General features: G+C 68.8%; 13 protein-coding genes. 6 read left to right on the top strand and 7 right to left on the bottom strand.

The genetic code is table 11. From position 1 onward, the window contains the following. Nucleotides 1–115 precede the first annotated feature (115 nt). Together HLH21_RS00145 and HLH21_RS00140 are read left to right on the top strand one after the other, a co-directional pair. Complete coding sequence (locus HLH21_RS00145; RefSeq protein WP_182940204.1) at nucleotides 116–3415, top strand: glycosyltransferase; 3300 nt, start codon at nucleotides 116–118, stop codon at nucleotides 3413–3415. Between the two features lie 188 nt (nucleotides 3416–3603). Continuing rightward, on the top strand, nucleotides 3604–4749 hold the full coding sequence (locus HLH21_RS00140; protein ID WP_182940203.1) for a lactonase family protein: 1146 nt from the start codon (nucleotides 3604–3606) through the stop codon (nucleotides 4747–4749). 38 nt (nucleotides 4750–4787) lie between these two features. Here the strand turns inward: HLH21_RS00140 and coaA are convergent, their stop codons facing one another. The 4 genes from coaA to HLH21_RS00120 all read right to left on the bottom strand — a co-directional run bounded on the left by coaA (nucleotide 4788) and on the right by HLH21_RS00120 (nucleotide 9109). Continuing rightward, nucleotides 4788–5759, bottom strand: coding sequence for a type I pantothenate kinase (gene coaA / locus HLH21_RS00135; protein WP_182940202.1), 972 nt, complete (start codon nucleotides 5757–5759; stop codon nucleotides 4788–4790). 295 nt (nucleotides 5760–6054) lie between these two features. Next, on the bottom strand, nucleotides 6055–6483 hold the full coding sequence (locus HLH21_RS00130) for a hypothetical protein (protein WP_246378977.1): 429 nt from the start codon (nucleotides 6481–6483) through the stop codon (nucleotides 6055–6057). 12 nt (nucleotides 6484–6495) lie between these two features. Beyond that, nucleotides 6496–7551 carry a recombinase RecA gene (gene recA, locus HLH21_RS00125; protein ID WP_182940201.1) on the bottom strand — a complete coding sequence of 352 codons (1056 nt, stop codon included), beginning with the start codon at nucleotides 7549–7551 and terminating at the stop codon, nucleotides 6496–6498. A gap of 118 nt (nucleotides 7552–7669) precedes the next feature. Continuing rightward, nucleotides 7670–9109, bottom strand: coding sequence for a gamma-glutamyltransferase (locus tag HLH21_RS00120; protein ID WP_246379004.1), 1440 nt, complete (start codon nucleotides 9107–9109; stop codon nucleotides 7670–7672). 212 nt (nucleotides 9110–9321) lie between these two features. On the opposite strand from HLH21_RS00120, the gene HLH21_RS00115 reads away from it, so the two are divergent. After that, nucleotides 9322–10134: a DsbA family protein gene (locus HLH21_RS00115; RefSeq protein WP_373319620.1), complete on the top strand. Its 813-nt coding sequence runs from the start codon at nucleotides 9322–9324 to the stop codon at nucleotides 10132–10134. 53 nt (nucleotides 10135–10187) lie between these two features. On the opposite strand, the gene hemA is transcribed toward HLH21_RS00115, so the two are convergent. Further along, nucleotides 10188–11450, bottom strand: a complete 1263-nt coding sequence (hemA, locus tag HLH21_RS00110; protein WP_264811807.1) for a 5-aminolevulinate synthase — start codon at nucleotides 11448–11450, stop codon at nucleotides 10188–10190. Between the two features lie 109 nt (nucleotides 11451–11559). Continuing rightward, nucleotides 11560–12024, bottom strand: a complete 465-nt coding sequence (locus HLH21_RS00105; RefSeq protein ID WP_182940199.1) for a hypothetical protein — start codon at nucleotides 12022–12024, stop codon at nucleotides 11560–11562. A 148-nt stretch (nucleotides 12025–12172) separates the two neighbouring features. Here HLH21_RS00105 and HLH21_RS00100 point away from each other — a divergent pair, with 148 nt between their 5' ends. From HLH21_RS00100 to HLH21_RS00090, 3 genes are read left to right on the top strand one after another with little or no spacing between them, the layout of a single operon-like run. Beyond that, a complete protein-coding gene (locus tag HLH21_RS00100; RefSeq protein WP_182940198.1) occupies nucleotides 12173–14305 on the top strand; it encodes a transketolase-like TK C-terminal-containing protein in 2133 nt (710 codons plus the stop codon). 22 nt (nucleotides 14306–14327) lie between these two features. Further along, nucleotides 14328–15347, top strand: a complete 1020-nt coding sequence (gene gap / locus HLH21_RS00095; RefSeq protein ID WP_182940197.1) for a type I glyceraldehyde-3-phosphate dehydrogenase — start codon at nucleotides 14328–14330, stop codon at nucleotides 15345–15347. Next, the gene (locus HLH21_RS00090; protein WP_182940196.1) at nucleotides 15347–16570 is read left to right on the top strand and encodes a phosphoglycerate kinase; all 1224 of its coding nucleotides are present in this window, start codon (nucleotides 15347–15349) and stop codon (nucleotides 16568–16570) included. The genes gap and HLH21_RS00090 overlap by 1 nt, the downstream gene beginning before the upstream one ends. A gap of 122 nt (nucleotides 16571–16692) precedes the next feature. On the opposite strand, the gene ftsY is transcribed toward HLH21_RS00090, so the two are convergent. Continuing rightward, nucleotides 16693–17670, bottom strand: coding sequence for a signal recognition particle-docking protein FtsY (gene ftsY, locus HLH21_RS00085; RefSeq protein WP_182940195.1), 978 nt, complete (start codon nucleotides 17668–17670; stop codon nucleotides 16693–16695).

Below are 17670 nucleotides of genomic sequence, written 5' to 3'. Positions count from 1 at the left end.
ACGCGCAAATAACCAAACATTAAGCACGCCGCCCATAGGCTGGACCTCCGCCTCGCCCGCCCGGTCAGGAGCCATCCGCCATTTCCCCCGCATGCAAAAGACTGCTCGTGACGCCATGACTGTCGATTCGCCGCCCGATACGGTCCACGACCTGGCGGGGCTGCTGCTGAACGCGATGCGCCTGCTGCTGGCGAACGGCAGCGGAACGGTCGTGGCGGAAGCGGCCACACGATGCCTCGCCCGCGCCTGCGCCCAGCCGCTGGAGGTGCGGATGACCTATCTGGTCGATCACTTCCGGCTGGATGTGCAAACCGGATCCGGCTACCGGGCGGCGCAGACCCTGCCGATCGACGACATGCGGGTAGCGCCGACGGTCACCGCGCCGATCCTGGCCCTGGCCGACCGGGCGGCCGGCGCGGGATGCGCCGAGGCCGAGATCCGCTACGCCCTGACACAGGCCGAACAGGAAGAAACCGCCGCCGGCCCGCCCCGCCGGCCCGTCTGGTACGGGTTCGATCCCGTCTGGTACCTGGCCGCCTATCCGTTCGTCGCCGAGCAGATGATCTTCCTCGGCTGTGCCGACGTACTTTCCTATTTTCGGGATTTCGGCATCGGCCTGGGCCATTCGCCGAACCGGTTCTTTGATGAGGCCTGGTATCGGGCCCGCTATCCCGACATCGCCGAGGCCATTGCGAACGACATCGTTCCCAACGGATTTGTCCATTACCTGACCACGGGTTTTCACGAAAGATCACCGCACTGGCTGTTCGACGAGTCCTGTTACCTGGAGCATGACCCGTCCCTGTCCCACGCGACCCTTGCCGCGCGCGGCTTTCGCAACGGCTACGATCACTATCTGGCGGAAGGAGATCGCGCGGGACAGAGCGGCCATTGGCTGTTCGATCCGCCATTCGTTGCCGAGGGCGGTTTCGACGGTGTCCGTGCCGGGGCGGATGGGCCGTTCCATCATGTCATGGGCCGCCTGCCCCGTGTCCCCCCGACCATCACGGTCTCGACCTGCTTCGATGCGATCTGGTATCTGAAAACCTATCCCGAAGTCGGCGCGCGGATCGCAGCGGGAGAGTATTCCTGCGCGCTGCATCATTTCCTGGCCAACCCGACGCCGACATCCTTCCGCCCCGGCCCATGGTTTTCGGAACAGTACTACCGGATCGCACATGCCGACGTGGACGACGCGCTGGAACGCGGGATGTTCCGCTCGGGGTACGAGCATTTCCTGAAATATGGCGTGGCTGAATATCGACGTCCGAACGAAGACGTCGATCTGCGTGCGTATCTTGCTTCGGGATGCGTTCGGGACGACCTCGAGTCCGGCCGATATCCGGATATCTTCCGACACTGGCTGGCGGCATGCCCACATGACCGTTCCGCCACGCCGCCGATGCGACTGGACGAGGACCAGACCAAGGCCGCCTTTCGCCAGACGGCGCGGGACGCGATGCTGCTGCATGCGCGCGAACCCATCGACTTCACCCCACGCGGCGCACCGGATGTCAGTGTGATCGTCGTGGTCCGCAATCATTTCGCCCTGACCCTGCAGGCACTGGCCTCGGTGCGTGCCGGATGGCCGGGCGACATCGACCTGATCGTCGTGGATTCCGGCTCGCACGACGAGACGATCCATATCGAACGGTTCGTGACCGGCGCACGGCTTATCCGGTTTTCCCGCAACCTGGGATATGTCGATGCCTGCAACGCGGCACTGCGCCATGTCGCGGCGCCGGCCACGCTGTTCCTGAACAATGACCTGACGCTGGGGCACCAGGCCATCGGGCGCGCCATGCGCCGGCTGACCTCGGCGCCCGATATCGGCGCAGTCGGGGCGAAGCTGGTCCGGACCAACGGCGTGTTGCAGGAAGCCGGTTCGATCATCTGGCGCGACGGCAGCACGGGCGGATATCTGCGCGACCGGGACCCGACCGTTCCCGAGGCGAATTTCGTCCGCGACGTCGATTATTGTTCCGGCGCATTCCTGATGGTCCGCAGCGACATCCTGCGCGCCATGGACGGGTTCGATCCCGCGTTCTCGCCGGCCTATTACGAGGAAGTCGATCTGTGCGTCCGCCTACGCAAAGCCGGATACCGCACCGTCTACGATCCGGCGATCGTCGTCCGGCATCTGGAATACGGCTCATCGGACGGCGCGTTTTCCCATGGGTTGATGCGCCGGAACCTTCACGTCTTTGCCACGAAACATCGTGATGTCCTGCGCTATTGCTACCCCCGCAACGACGAAAACGCCGTGTTCGCCCGCACCGCCCGCCAGGATCGCCGGCGCATCCTGTATATCGAGGACCGGATCCCGCTGCGCCATCTGGGGTCGGGCTATGTCCGCTCGAACGACATCGTGCGGATGATGGTGGAACTTGGCTATCACGTCACAATTTTTCCGATAACACCGTCCCACGAAAGCCTGCCCGCGATCTATCGGGATTTTCCCGACAGCGTGGAGATCCTGCATGACCGCGACATCGACGTGCTGGCCGATTTCGTGCGCGGGCGGTCGCGCTATTACGACCTGACCTGGGTCGGCCGGACCCACAATCTGGATCGTCTTCTTCCCGCACTGGCCGCGACATCGGTCGATCTGCCGGTCAACGGGTTCATCCTGGATACCGAATGCATCGCCGCCCCGCGCACCGCCGCACGCGCGCGCGTGCTGGGCCTGCCGCCCCCGCCCCCCTTGCCCGAGGCGCTGCGGGCCGAACTGGCCTGCGCCTATTTCTGCCAGCAGATCGTCACGGTCAACGCGCACGACGCCGAGCTGGCGCGGCAGGCCGGATTTGAAAATATCTCGATCCTGGGCCACATGATCGCGCCCCGACCGACCATGCGGCGCTGGGTCGAACGGCAGGACATGCTGTTCCTCGGCGCCATCCATGACATGGGGTCGCCGAATTACGACAGCCTGGACTGGTTCGTGACGCACGTCCTGCCGCTGCTGCCCCCGACGTTCCACCTGTCGGTGGCGGGCCATGTCGGCCCCACGGTCCATTTCACCGCGTTTGCCGGCAACGGCCGCGTCAGGCTTCTGGGGCCGGTGGACGATCCGGCCCCGCTGTATGACCAGCATCGGGTCTTCGTCGCCCCGACCCGCTTCGCCGGCGGCATGCCCTACAAGATCCACGAGGCCGCATCCTACGGCCTGCCCGTCGTCGCCACCGAGTTGCTGTGCACCCAGACCGGGTGGACCGACGGGCGGGACATCCTGTCCGGCGGAACCGACGATCCGCGACGCTTCGCCGAGGCGATCATGGCCCTTCACGACGATCCCGCCCTGTGGACGGTTGTCCGGAACGGCGCGTTGCGCCGGCTGGCGCAGGAAAACGGGCCTGACTCCTACCGGAACGAACTTGCCGCCATCCTGAACGGCGTCCTGGCGCATGTGCGATGATGATGCGGCTCGGGCGTTGTGCAATATAATAAGTTACGGATACCGAACATCCTTCTTCCCGTTGTCCCCATTCGGATACAAATTCGGAAAATCCTGTTCGGATAAAATTAAGTTTACCCAATGTCATTCCCGATGCCCGTCGGATATCAGTTCAGCGGAATGTCATAAATACGTCTGCAAGGTGAACGATGCGTCTGAGGGTCCTGTCCACGTTGTGCGTCTCGATGGCGCTGGCCACCGCCGCACGGGCCGAAACGGTCGTTTCCGCCAACGACGCCCATTCCATCCTGCGTAACGGGGTGCAGGTCCTGCCCAGCCCGCTGAAGCCCGATACGCTGTCGGTCCTGGAGCAGGGGTCGAACGGGGTGTGGGCGGTCCGGTCCAGCGTGGCTGTCCCCGTCAGCGTCGTTGGGCCGCCGACGGGCCTGGAACTGACGCCGGACGGCAGGATCGTGCTGGTGTCCTCCGCGACGAAGGCCGATCCGGCGCAGGGCAGGATCGTGCCCGACGACCGGATCAGCGTCGTCGACCTGTCCGGGCCGAAGCCCCGCGTGATCCAGCAGGTCCAGTCCGCCCCCGGCGCCACCACGCTGCGCCTCACGCCGGACCAGAAGCATGTGCTGGTCGCCAACGGGGCCGGCGGCGTGCTGACCTGGTTCCGGTTCGACGGACGCAGGCTCAGCGACCGGAAAATCATTTCGTTGCCGGTGACGGCCGGCTTCCCCGGCGGTTTGGCGATCACCCCGGACGGCAAGCGCGCACTGGTCAGCCTGTGGAAGGGGGACAAGGTCTTCGTCCTGCACATCGACGGCGACAGCATCACGGTTGACCCGCAGCCGCTGGATATCAAGCCCGGCCCGTGGAACATCCGCCTGACCCGTGACGGGCATTATGCCGTCATGGGCATCCTGGGCCATGGCGAGGGCCTGCCCGGCGCCCTGTCGGTCCTGGACCTGACGGCCTCGCCGATCCGCGAAATCCAGCGCGTCGTCGTGCCGAACGCGCCCGAGGGGCTGGATATCTCGCCTGACGGCCGCTTCGTTGCCGTGGTGTCCCAGAACGGGTCCGCCGTCGTCCCGACCTCGCCGCTTTATCATGACCGGGGGGTCGTCACGGTGCTGGCGCTGGCGGACGGCCACCTGACCCCGCTGGCGCAGGCGCCGGGCACGCTCTGGCCGCAGGGCCTGGTCTTCGCGCCGGACGGCAAATCCATCCTGGTCCAGGGGGTCATGGACCGCATGCTGCGTACGCTGTCGTGGGATGGCGCCACGCTGGCCATCAAGGGCGACGCCCCGCTGCCGGGTGGCGGCGCGGATATCGAACGGCAACGCTGACCCCGGACCGGGCGGCCCCCGGCGCGGGGACGGCACGCTCAGAGGTGGCGTAGCCGGACCTCGCCGACCGCGTGCGACCGTTCCTTGCGGACGATCAGCCGGGCGCGTTCGCGCGTCGGCAGGATGTTGGCCTGCAGGTTCGGAAGATTGATCCGGTTCCAGATTCTGCGGGCGAGCGCTTCCGCCTCGTCCCGCGGCAGGTCGCAGTAATTATGGAAATAGGATGTCGGCTTGCGGAACGCGGTGCGTTGCAGCAGCAGGAAGCGGTCCACGTACCACGACTCGATATCCGCCGTCGCGGCATCCAGATAAATCGAGAAATCGAAGAAATCCGACGCCACGGCGGAGCGGTCGCTGCCGGTCTGCAGCACGTTCAGCCCTTCGAAAATCAGGATATCGGGCCGGTCGACGATCTGAAAGCGATCGGGCACGATATCGTAGGCGTCGTGCGAGTAATAGGGCACCCGCAGGTGGCGCTCCCCCGCCTTCACCGCCGCCAGAAAAGCGATCATCCGGCGCAGGTCGTAGCTTTCGGGAAAGCCCTTGCGCTGCATCAGGTCGCGTTCCTCCAGTTCCCGCGTGGGCAGCAGGAATCCGTCGGTGGTCACCAGATCGACCCGGGGATGATCGGGCCAGCGGGACAGGACCGCCTGCAACAGGCGGGCAAAGGTGCTTTTGCCTACACCGACGCTGCCGGCGATGCCGATGATGAAGGGCACCGTGATCCGGGGACAGCCCAGGAACGCGCTTTCCACCATGCTGTTCAGGCTGCGTAGCGCCGTCACATGCAGGTTCAGCAGGCGCGACAGCGGCAGGTAGATCTCGGTGATGTCGGCCAGCGATACCGGTTCGTTCCGGCCGCGAAGGGCCGCGATCTCGTCCTCGGACAGGGACAGCGGCACGTTCGCACGCAGGGCCGCCCATTCCGACCGCGAAAAGGTCAGGTACGGCACCGCCGTCTCGCTTTCACGGAACACGGACTGGCCTCCGGGCAGAGGATCTGACGCCATTCTCTATCGCCGGGACGGAAAGCCGCCCCGTATCGTCTGGCCTGTCATGTTTCCCGCTCCTCCGGAAGGCGCGCCCCAGCATCATGTCGCGTTCCGGGGCGGCGTAACACCATCGCGTGCGGCAATCCAGTGCCTGCCCGCCGCCCCGGCCGCCGACATCATCGGCCTGCCCCGCAAATCGCGGCCAACCGCCATAAAATTCCGTAAAGCTGACAGAGACGTGACCGACGCGACGACCCGTCAGCCCCCCGTCACCGTTCCATCAGGCGCCAACAGCGCCGGCTTCCAAAAACCTCTAATGGCCATATCCCGATTGCCGGCCCGAACGAGGCCCGTAGCTGACCTGGGTATCGGGGACGACGTAATGCTTGCCGTCCTCTTTCTGGCCGCCATCGTCGTCGCTGGCGTTCGGATCGAATCCGGATGAAATCAGTTGCATCCCCGGCGCATCCGGCAGCGGCCGATAATCCGGCTGCCGCGCCGCCATGGCGCCGGGCGAAGACGCCTTCTCGCCGCCCGCCCCACCCGTCGAGGGTGCGCCGTCCGAATCATCGCCGGCAGCGCCCAGCCTCGGCGGCGGGATGTCGATCGAATCGCCATCCGGCCGGTGCGCGCATGCCCCCAGGCACAGCAGTACCGCAAGGATGGGGCGGAACCCGCGGACGCAGCCAAAGCGCACGCCCGTCAGCCCGCCCGCGCGTGCAGGCCGCCCTCTACCGGCCATGCGCGCACCCGATCACTCGGCGGCGTCAGCCAGATCCTGCTCGCCGGGCGCCACCAGCATCGCCTCGGCGACCACACCGGCCTGTTCGCGGACACGACGTTCGATATCGGCGGCCATTTCCGGATGGGTGCGAAGGAAGGTCTTGGCGTTTTCCCGCCCCTGCCCGATCCGCTGGCTGTCATAGGAAAACCATGCGCCCGATTTCTCGACGATGCCCGCCTTGACGCCCAGATCGACCAGTTCGCCCATCTTGCTGATCCCTTCGCCATACATGATGTCGAATTCGACCTGCCGGAACGGTGGGGCCATCTTGTTCTTGACCACCTTCACCCGGGTCTGGTTGCCGACGACCTCGTCCTTGTCCTTGATCGACCCGATCCGCCGGATGTCCATCCGGACCGAGGCATAGAATTTCAGGGCGTTGCCGCCCGTCGTCGTCTCCGGACTGCCGAACATCACGCCGATCTTCAGGCGGATCTGGTTCAGGAAGATCATCATGGTGTTGGACCGCGACACCGTGCCCGTCAGCTTGCGTAGCGCCTGGCTCATCAGGCGCGCATGCAGGCCGACGTGGCTGTCGCCCATGTCGCCTTCCAGTTCCGCCCGCGGCACCAGGGCCGCCACGCTGTCCACCACCAGCACGTCGATCGCCCCCGAACGCACCAGCGTGTCCGCGATCTCCAGCGCCTGTTCGCCGGCATCGGGCTGGCTAATCAGCAGATTGTCGACATCGACCCCCAGCTTGCGCGCATAGCCGGGGTCCAGCGCATGCTCGGCGTCGATGAAGGCGCAGGTGCCGCCCTTCTTCTGCGCCTCGGCGATGGCGTGCAGGGCCAGCGTCGTCTTGCCCGAACTTTCGGGGCCGTAGATCTCGACGATGCGGCCACGCGGCAGGCCGCCGATTCCCAACGCGATATCCAGCCCCAGCGATCCCGAGGAAATAACGTCGGCCTGTTCGTTGGGGCGTTCCCCCAGACGCATGACCGAGCCCTTGCCGAACGCCCGCTCGATCTGGCTCAGGGCGCCTTCAAGCGCCTTGCTCTTGTCCATGCCCGGTGCCTGCGCCATCGCCCTTACCCCATTCCAATGCCGTGAATGCCCGCATCCTTCGCATCGCGCGTGCGAAAGGCCGACTGCGAAAATCTAGAACAAAACATGATCGCCCACAAGCGGCACGCGGCCCCCGTCACTCCGACCCCACGGCCAGACCGGCCCCGCGCGCGTCCGTTCCGCCGACGCAGCTTCCCTCGCCGCCCGGCAGGCCGTGGGGGCAGGAAATCGCGTTGATGCGGCCATTGGCCGTGACCGGCCGCGCCCCGGGGTCCTGCCCGGCCAGCACCTGCTGCATTTCCGCCGCCACCGCATCGGCGGCGTCGTTCTGGCCGGAGCCTGTCACCGCGGCCCTGAACCCCCTGTCCCGGCTGGCGATCGCCGCAGTCAGCAGCGGGCGCGGCAGGCGCTGCGGCGATGCCGCCATGACGATGCCGGTGCTGCCGGCCACGCGACCGGTGCCGAACAGATTGTCCATCGTCAGGGCGCAGGCCACCGCCCCGCCGTGGCGGTCCACCACCGCAAAGGAGGTCGAAGCCGGCAGATGCGGCAGGGCGCCGCCCCCGACGACGGTTCCGGACTCCACCAGCGCCTGCGCCTGGGCCACCAGGTCGTCGGCGTCGTGGGCCCCCGGCGTGCGTGCGCGCCAGGCCGCGACCGCCGCCTGCGCGACCTGCCCCGGCTGCCCGCCGGCGGACAGGGCGTGGAAGGCCACGGCGCTGCCCAGCCCGCCATCGGCCGGCGGCGGCAGGAAGGCCACCGTCGTTCCGCCCGACATGACGGTCAGCGGCGGCGTTTCGGCCGGGACCGCGCTCCGCAGGTCGGCGGACGCCAGCCCGCCCCCGGCCGCCTGGCTGCCCGCGACGAACGAGGCCGCCAGCGCGCCGTTATACAAATCGCCCACGCCCACGCTGCGGATCTGTTCCAGCACCCCGGCCAGGCGGGACTGGACCAGCGTATCGCCCTCGGTCAGGATCTTCCCGTCGTTGCGGCTGAACAGCGCCCGCGCGCCGGGGTCGGCCATGAGCGGGGCCTCGACGGCCGCCAGATCGTTCGCCAACCCCCGGCCGACCGTCATGCCGTTCCGCGCAAGGCCAAGCGCGGGGGACAGGGTTTCGCCGAATTCCACGCTGCCATAGCGCAGATGCATCAGATACAGGCCCCGCGCCAGCATCGGCACGGCGGCGGGCCGGTCCACCCGTTCGCCCGCCGGCGCCGTCCCGGCGTTCGTCGCGGCCGCCCCCGCCACGGGGGTAAACAGGAAGGCGCGCCCGCCCTGCCCATCGCCCGGACGGTAGGCCAGACACGCGCCGCCGGCCCCCATCGACGCCCGCGACGGCAGGGTGACGGCCAGGGTCATGCCCATCGCGGCGGCGGCGTCGGCGGCATTGCCGCCACGGGCCAGGACATCCCGCGCGGCCATCGCCGCCTGGGGTTCGTCCGCCACCACATTGCCGATATAGCCGCTGAGATAGGGCGAGGATTCTCCGCCACCGAACAGCGTCCTGCTGACCGTCTTGACCGGCGATGTTCCGCAGCCGGCCAGCGCGGCCGCCAGGACGGTCGACGCCAGCATGGCCCCGTATCGACGGACGGGGGGATTCAGGGGACGCTCACGCACGCACAAATTCTCCATAACCACCGCACCGGCCCCGACGCGAACCACCGGGCTCCTCCGGAATTAGCGGTCTTCTGGAACGTCGGCAACACGCGACATGCCACCCTTCCGCCTCGCATGGTTCTGCTTTACAGACGGCGGGCATCCGACCCGATGACCGGAGTACATCCTTGCCGCATCCTCGCCCCACCGTCCGCCCCCACGCCTCCACGCCCCCCTGGCGCGCGCGGGGCCTGTCCGCCGCGTTGCTGGCGGCGTCGCTGCTGGGTTTCGGCGGAGGCGCCAGGGCCGCCGACGCCAGCGGCTTCACCGACGCCCAGCGGCAGGAGATCGTGAATATCGTCAGGAGCGCCCTGAAGACCGACCCGTCCATCCTGACCGACGCCATCGCCGCCCTGCGCGCCGGGGCCGAGGCCCAGCAGCAGGCATCGACCCGCGACGCCCTGGCGGCGAACCGGGCGGCATTGACCAGACCCGTGGCCACGGACGCCATCCTGGGCAACCCGCACGGCGGCACGACGGTGGTCGAATTCTACGATCCGCGCTGCCCCTACTGCCGCAAGGTGCTGCCCGACCTGGACCGCCTGGTCCACGACGACCGGGACGTGCGCGTCGTGGAAAAGATCGTTCCGGTCCTGGGACCCGCCAGCCTGCTGGCCGCGCAGGCCATCGTCGCCGCGTCCCTGCAAGGCGGTCAGGACGCCTATTTCCGCATGCAGCGCGCCGTCATGACGGACAGCACCAAGCCCGACGCCGCGCGGATCCGCGTGCTGGCGACCCAGGCCGGGCTGGACCCCGACCGCCTGGCGGCCGACATGGCCGGCCCCGCCGTCGCCGCGACATTGCGCGACAACACGGCGCTGGCCCAGGCCATCAACATGGAGGGGACGCCAACCTTCGTGTTCGACGCCCGCTACGTCATCCCCGGCGCCGTCGAACTGGACGACCTGAAAACCGCGATCGCCAAGGTCCGCAAGGGCTGAACGGCCCCTGACGCGTCGGGGGCGCGGGCCGATCGGCCCGCGCCCCGCGCGTATCAGGCCGCGGCGTCCTGGACCGTACGGTCCGCCGAAACACCCAGCAGCGTCGCAAGGGCAGCCACCATCTCGTCCATCATCTCGTCGGTGTGGAAGGGGCCAGGGGTCAGGCGCAGCCGTTCGGTGCCGCGCGGCACGGTCGGGTAGTTGATCGGCGTCGCATACAGCCCGTATTCCGACAGCAGGCGGCGGCTGATCTCGGTGCAGCGGTCGGCGTCGCCCACCGGGATCGGCACGATATGGCTGGGCGTCTGCATGAAGGGCACGCCCGCCGCGCGCAGCCGGGTGCGAAACGCCTCGACCCGCTCGAACATCTTCTCGCGCCGCCAGCCGTCCTTGCGGACCAGCCGGACACTGGCCAGGGCCGCCGCCACGACAGAGGGCGGCAGTGAGGTGGTGAAGATGAATCCCGACGCGGCGCACCGCAGATAATCGATCAGTTCGGCCGACCCGGTGACGTAGCCGCCATGGACGCCGAACCCCTTGGCCAGCGTTCCCTCGATGATATCGACCTGGTCGCCGATGCCGTCGCGTTCGGCGATGCCGCCGCCCTGCGCGCCGTACAGCCCGACGGCATGGACCTCGTCCAGATAGGTCATGGCGCCGTATTTCCGCGCCAGCGCGCAGGTCGCGGCGATGTCGGAAATGTCGCCGTCCATGGAATAGACGCTCTCGAACGCGATCAGCTTCGGCGCATCCTTCGGCGCGGCCGCCAGCTTCGCCTCCAGGTCGGCCAGGTCGTTATGTTCGAAGATCACGCACGACGCCCCGCGCGCACCCTTGATGCCCGCGATCATCGACGCATGGTTCTGCCGGTCGGAAAAGCAGATCCAGCCCGGCATGCTGGTCAGGATGGTCTGCAGGCTCGCCTGGTTCGAGACATAGCCCGACACGAACAGCAGCCCGGCCTCCTTGCCATGCAGGCTGGCCAGCTCGGCCTCCAGCTCGGCATGCAGCGGGCTGGTGCCGGCGATGTTGCGCGTGCCCCCGGCGCCGGCGCCGTGCGCGCGGATCGCGCCGATCGCGGCCTCGACAACCGCGGGCTCGACCCCCATGCCGAGATAGTCGTTGGCGGACCAGACCACGGCCTCACGCCCGTCGGGCGGCTGAACCGCCGGAACGGCGCGGTCATACACCGGATAATTATCCGCCTGGCGCGCCAGGGGGGTGAACTGACGATAACGGCCCTGTCGGCGAATATCTTCCAGCGCTGTTCGGCAGAACCTGTAGAAAGGGTGTCCGCCTACGTCGATACTGGCCACTCTCGAATTCTCCTGCGACGCCGTCCGGTATCCGGGCCCCGGGTCCGGGTCCCACGCGGCTGTCGCCGTTACAGTTCGTCCGCTTCCGTCATGCGGATGTCGGTTCGGTTCATCGCACATACACCCGGATTACGCCGGCGGTCACCGACGAATCCGACATAGCGGTTATTTCCACCTGCGACGACGTCGCACCATCCGCCACGATCGCGGCGGCGACCGCCCGGCCATCGGTGGCCACCGCGCGGGCCAGGGCGGCGCCTTCCTGCTGCGGCGTCGGGCCGGCCGGGACCAGCACCCTGACCTGGAACAGAACGTTGGGTTTCAACGCCCGCGCCCGCGCCACGGCCCCTTGCAGGGCCGGCTGCCACTGCCCGGGCGGAGTCCCCGCGCCGATTTCCACCAGGGGCGGAACGGGCGGGCGTCCCGGCGGGGCGGGCGGCACGAACGGCGCCGGCGGGCGGCTGGCCCGCGGATCGAAGGTCCGCTGGTCCACCAGGTCGCATCCCGCCAGGCACAGGGCGCCCGCCGCCAACGCGGCGCGCACAATCGGGTCGGGACGACAACGGATGAACATGGCGATGCACGGTTACAGCATCCGCAGCGCGGAGCAAGAGCGTTTAGAGCGCGACTTGCGGCCCACCGTCCACACCCCTATAGCCATCCGATACCTCTTTCGTCCGTCGGTGGCCGGAGTACGATACCGACGAAAGGCAGGCCGACGGATGGACACCGCGCGAACCCAGACGCTTGTGCCGGCCCCGGACGCGCCGCCGGCCACGGACGCCGCGCCGCCGGAGCCAGCCGCGCGACAGGCCGTTCCGGCCCAGACCATCCATGCCCTGACCATCCACGCCCTGCGTGACGCGGTGCGGGCCTTCATCCGCACGGCCAGCCCCAACCCCGCCGCCGCCGCGCAGGCCGGCGCGATGGCCACGCCGACCTGCGTGCTGTGGAACCAGTTCCTGCGCTTCGACCCCGCCTGCGCCGACTGGCCGGACCGCGACCGCTTCATCGTTTCGTCCACGCGTCACCGGCCGCTTTTGCAGGCGATGATGCGCCTGGCCGGGCAGACGGCCGCGCCCGGCGAGGCCCTGGTGGAATACGGCGCCCACCCGGCCGTCGAGATGGCGTTCGGCTCCAGCGGCCAGGGGCTGGGCGCCGCGATCGGGATGGCGCTGGCCGAACGGCACATGGCCGCGCGGTTCGGGCGGTCGATCGTCAATCATCGGATCTGGGTCCTGTCCTGCGGAACGGAACTGTCCACCGGCGTCGCCCTGGAATCGGCGATGCTGGCCGGCCAGTTGGCGCTGGACCGGGTCACGGTCCTGTTCGAGATCCCCCCCGAGGACAGGAAGGAGGCCGAGGACACCCTCGCCCGCTACGCCGCGTCCGGCTGGTCGGTACGCACGATCGCGGCCGAGGACCCCGACGCCGTCCACGCCGCCCTGTCGGCCGCGCTGCGCGCGCGCAAGCCCTGCGTCATCGCCTGCACCGTGGCGCCGGGGGCGGCACAACCCGCCAGGGCCGCGACCGCCCCGGAAGGCGATCTGTCGACCCTGCTGTGGGCGCCCGCGGCGCGCCGCGGGGCGTCGGCACGCCGGTCCTGGCTGCGCCGCCTGGCCAAGCATCGGCACCGGCCGGAATTCGAACGCACGACCCAGGGCCGCCTGCCCGCCTTCTGGCGCGAGGACTGGGTCCGGTCGTGGCAGATGCCCGGCGCGCCCCTGCACGCCACGACGCTGCAGCCGGCCCCCCTGCGCGCCAGCCGCCCGCGCGCGCCGACGCTGCCCGCCGGCCCCGTGGGCGGCGCGGCGGCGGACACGACGGTGGCGCACGCGCGGCAGGGGCTGGACATCCTGCGGGACCTGATCCCCGAACTGTTCTGCCTGACCTCCCGCCGGGGCATCGAACTGACGGGGCAGGCCCGCCGGGGCGAGACGACGCCCGATTGCGGCACGCGCGTGCACGGCCTGGCGGCGCTGCTGAACGGCATCGCGCTGCATGGCGGGCTGATCCCGTGCGGGGCGACGACGTTCGTCGCCATCGACCGTATGCGCCCGGCGCTACGCTTCGCCGCGATGATGCGGCGGCAGGTCATCTACCTGCTGACCGACGACGGGCTGGCGCTGGGCCCCGACGGCGCGGGATGGCTGCCCGTGGAGCAACTGGCCAGCCTGCGGGCCATGCCCAATGTCGCGGTGTTCCGCCCCGCCGACCGGCGGGAGACGATGGAATGCTGGGAACTGGCGCTGCGCCGGACCGAGGGGCCCAGCCTGATGACGCTCTGCCCCGTCCTGGCGGAGGATGCACTGACGCCGGGCGCGGCCGAGACGCGCCCCCGCCGCCCGCGCGGCGCCGGCGGCACCGGGGCCCGTGGCGGATACGTGCTGGAGGAGGCGCGCGGACCGCGCCAGGTGACGCTGATCGCCACCGGCAGCGAGGTCGCGATCGCCCGGCAGGCCCTGCACCACCTGGTGCGCGAGGGAGTCCACGCGGCCCTGGTCTCGCTGCCCTGCTGGGAACTGTTCGCCCTCCAGGACGTCGCTTACCGCGAACAGGTGCTGGGCGCCGCCCCGCGCATCGGAATCGAGGCCGCGTCGGGATTCGGATGGGAACGCTGGCTGGGCCAGGACGGCGTGTTCATCGGCATGGAAGGGTTCGGCGAAACCGCGCCCTCCAGCGAACTCTACCGCCGCCTGGGCATCACCGCCGAGCGGATCCGTGACACCGCCCGCCGCCTGATCCATGAGACGGGACGTGACTTTCCCTCGCCGTCCGGGCAAAAAGCGGGAAGCGGCCGCGTGCGATCCCCGGCCGGGGATGGCGTCCTACATCGGACGACGGTCCGTAGCTGAATTCACACGGGAGAGAAATAGAATGGCTGTCAAAGTCGCGATCAACGGTTTCGGCCGTATCGGCCGCCTGGTCCTGCGCGGAATCATCGAAAGCGGGCGGACCGACGTGGAGCCCGTCGCCATCAACGATCTGGGCAGCGTCGCCGACAACGCCCACCTGCTGAGCTACGACAGCATCCACGGCCGTTTTCCCGCCGATGTCCGCGTCGAGGGCAATTCGATCGTCATCGCCGCCAACGGCCGCACCTACACGCTCGCCGTGTCGGCCGAGGCCGATCCGACGAAGGTGCCGTTCGAGGGCGTGGACGTCGCCATGGAATGCACCGGCCGCTTCACCACCAAGGAGAAGGCCGCCCACCTGATCGAGGCCGGCGCGCGCAAGGTCATCATCTCGGCCCCGGGCACGCATGTGGACGCCACCATCGTCTACGGCGTGAACCACGACACGCTGACCAGCGACATGACCGTGATTTCCAACGCGTCGTGCACCACCAACTGCCTGGCGCCCGTCGCCAAGGTGCTGGATGAGACGTTCGGGATCGAGCGCGGCTACATGGTCACCATCCATTCCTACACCGGCGACCAGCGCACGGTGGACACGCTGCACAAGGACCCGCGCCGCGCCCGCGCCGCGGCGATGAACATCATCCCGACCTCGACCGGCGCGGCCCGGGCGGTCGGGCTGGTGCTGCCGCACCTGAAGGGCAAGCTGGACGGCACCGCAATTCGCGTGCCCACGCCCAACGTCTCGCTCGTCTCGCTCGATTTCGTGCCGACGCGCCCGCCCGCCTCGGTCGAGGAAGTCAACGCGGCGATGCTGAAGGCCGCGTCCGAGGGGCCGCTGAAGGGCATCCTGGCCTACAACACCGAGCCGCTGGTCAGCACCGACTTCAACCACACCATCGCGTCCTCGACCTTCGACGCGACGGAAACGGCGCTGGTGGACGGCGGCAAGCTGGTGCGGATCTGCAGTTGGTACGACAACGAGTGGGGCTTCTCCAACCGGATGTCGGACACCGCCGCCCTGTTCGGGTCGCTGTGATGGGCAGCGTCTCGTTCAAGACGCTCGATACGCTGGACGCGGCGGGACGCAAGATCCTGCTGCGCGCCGACCTGAATGTGCCCGTACGTGACGGGCACATCACCGACCTGACCCGGATCGAGCGTCTGGCCCCCACCATCCGCGAACTGGCGGACAAGGGGGGACGGGTCATCGTCGTCAGCCATTTCGACCGCCCCAAGGGCAAGCGCGTGCCGGAAATGTCCCTGGCCCCCATCGCGGCCGCCCTGGGCAAGACCCTGGGCCGGCCGGTGGCGTTTGCCGACGACTGCATCGGCCCGGTGGCCGAGGCCGCCGTCGCCGCGCTGAAGGACGGCGACGTCCTGGTGCTGGAGAACACGCGCTTCCACGCCGGCGAGGAAAAGAACGACCCCGAGCTGTCGAAGGCGCTGGCCGCGCTGGCGGACGACTACGTCAATGACGCGTTTTCCGCCGCCCACCGCGCCCATGCCTCGACCGAGGGCGTGGCCCGCTTCCTGCCGTCCTTCGCCGGGCGGCTGATGGAGGCCGAACTGAACGCCCTGGCCATCGCGCTGGAAAACCCGGTCCACCCGGTCGGCGCGATCGTCGGCGGCGCCAAGATCTCGACCAAGCTGGACCTGATCGGCAACCTGCTGGACAAGGTCGATGTCCTGATCGTCGGCGGGGCGATGGCCAACACCTTCCTCGCGGCGAAAGGGATCAATGTCGGCAAGTCGCTGCAGGAAGCCGACATGCACGACACCGCGCGCGCCATCATGGCCCGCGCGGCGGAACGGGGATGCGAGATCGTGCTGCCGGTCGACGCCGTGACGGCGACCGAATTCCGGGCCGACCCGCCGACCAGGACCGTGCCGGTCGATGCCATCCCCGCCGATTCGATGGTGCTGGACGCGGGGCCGGAGACGGTCAGGCTGCTGACCCAGAAGGTCATCGGCCTGAAGACGCTGGTGTGGAACGGGCCGCTGGGCGCGTTCGAGCTGCATCCCTTCGACACCGCCACGAACGAACTGGCGGCCGAAGTGGCGCGGCGAACCCAGGCGGGGCAACTGACCAGCGTCGCGGGCGGCGGCGACACCGTATCCGCGCTGCGCCATGCCGGGGTGGCGGACCAGATGTCCTATACCTCGACCGCCGGCGGCGCGTTCCTGGAATGGCTGGAAGGCAAGACGCTGCCCGGCATCCAGGCGCTGAGCGAACTGTCGGAACGTATCCTGCCGCTCTGACGGATATCGGGGCGGCAGTCCTCAGGACGCCGCCCCGAAACCCGGAAACCCGGTCGTTTTATCCATGATCGGGGTCCAGGGCCTCAGGCCCTGGCGGGTTCGGGCAGAGCCCGACCTCGATATCAAACTTCGCCCTGCTCGCCTTCATCTTCGGCGGCTTCGTCGCGCGCGGTCAGGCGCACCGAATCCCCCACCAGGCCCCGCGCGAACGCCTCGGCCGAGAACGGGCGCAGGTCTTCGGCCTGTTCGCCCACGCCCACGGCATGCACCGGCAGGCCGTACGCATCGGCCAGCGCGACGACGATGCCGCCCCGGGCGGAGCCGTCCAGCTTCGTCACCACCAGGCCGGTGACGTTCACCAGTTCCTTGAACACCCGCACCTGTTCCATCGCGTTCTGCCCGGTCGTGGCGTCCAGGACCAGCAGCACCGAATGGGGCGCGGTTTCGTCGAACTTACGCATGACGCGGATGATCTTGGCCAGTTCCTCCATCAGCGCGCCCTTGTTGTGCAGGCGACCGGCGGTGTCGATCAGCAGCAGGTCCGCGCCTTCGGCCTGCGCGCGCTTCAGCGCCTCGAACGCCAGGCCGGCGGCGTCCGCGTTCGGCGGTCCGGCGATGACCGGGACGCCGACGCGCTGGCCCCAGACCTGAAGCTGCTCGACCGCGGCGGCGCGGAACGTGTCGCCCGCCACCATCATGACCCGCAGCCCCTGCTCGCCGTAATAGCGGGCCATCTTGCCGATGGTCGTCGTCTTGCCCGTGCCGTTGACGCCGACGACCAGCACCACGTGAGGCTTGTGCGCGGGGTCGGGGACGAAGGGCACCGCCACCGGTTCCAGCACCCGCGCGATTTCGGCGGACAGGGCGTCGCGGACCTCGTCATCCGTGACCTCCTTGCCGAAGCGGGAAGTGCGGAACGAGTCGATGACGCGCCCGGCGACCGCGGGGCCGAGATCCGCCGCGATCAGCAGATCCTCAAGCTCCTCCAGCGCCGCGTCGTCCAGCTTGCGGCGCGTGAACACCGCCGCGATGCCCCCGCCGAGCTTCTGCGTCGAGCGGGACAGGCCTGCCTTCAGGCGGGATAAAAAACCAAGTGCCAT

Origin of the sequence: Gluconacetobacter johannae (assembly GCF_014174305.1) — a bacterium.
Classification (GTDB): Bacteria; Pseudomonadota; Alphaproteobacteria; order Acetobacterales; family Acetobacteraceae; genus Gluconacetobacter; species Gluconacetobacter johannae.
The sequence above is the reverse complement of the archived record's forward strand: the minus strand, read 5'-3'. Positions and strand labels throughout refer to the sequence as shown.

What these genes read in the sequence shown, in the direction of transcription:
- HLH21_RS00105 (WP_182940199.1), bottom strand. Translation starts at nt 12,024, where the DNA reads ATGTTCATCCGTTGTCGTCCCGACCCGATTGTGCGCGCCGCGTTGGCG.
- recA (WP_182940201.1), bottom strand. Translation starts at nt 7,551, where the DNA reads ATGGCGCAGGCACCGGGCATGGACAAGAGCAAGGCGCTTGAAGGCGCC.
- HLH21_RS00145 (WP_182940204.1), top strand. Translation starts at nt 116, where the DNA reads ATGACTGTCGATTCGCCGCCCGATACGGTCCACGACCTGGCGGGGCTG.
- HLH21_RS00130 (WP_246378977.1), bottom strand. Translation starts at nt 6,483, where the DNA reads ATGGCCGGTAGAGGGCGGCCTGCACGCGCGGGCGGGCTGACGGGCGTG.
- gap (WP_182940197.1), top strand. Translation starts at nt 14,328, where the DNA reads ATGGCTGTCAAAGTCGCGATCAACGGTTTCGGCCGTATCGGCCGCCTG.
- HLH21_RS00090 (WP_182940196.1), top strand. Translation starts at nt 15,347, where the DNA reads ATGGGCAGCGTCTCGTTCAAGACGCTCGATACGCTGGACGCGGCGGGA.
- ftsY (WP_182940195.1), bottom strand. Translation starts at nt 17,670, where the DNA reads ATGGCACTTGGTTTTTTATCCCGCCTGAAGGCAGGCCTGTCCCGCTCG.
- coaA (WP_182940202.1), bottom strand. Translation starts at nt 5,759, where the DNA reads ATGGCGTCAGATCCTCTGCCCGGAGGCCAGTCCGTGTTCCGTGAAAGC.
- HLH21_RS00120 (WP_246379004.1), bottom strand. Translation starts at nt 9,109, where the DNA reads ATGCTGGCGTCGACCGTCCTGGCGGCCGCGCTGGCCGGCTGCGGAACA.
- HLH21_RS00140 (WP_182940203.1), top strand. Translation starts at nt 3,604, where the DNA reads ATGCGTCTGAGGGTCCTGTCCACGTTGTGCGTCTCGATGGCGCTGGCC.
- HLH21_RS00100 (WP_182940198.1), top strand. Translation starts at nt 12,173, where the DNA reads ATGGACACCGCGCGAACCCAGACGCTTGTGCCGGCCCCGGACGCGCCG.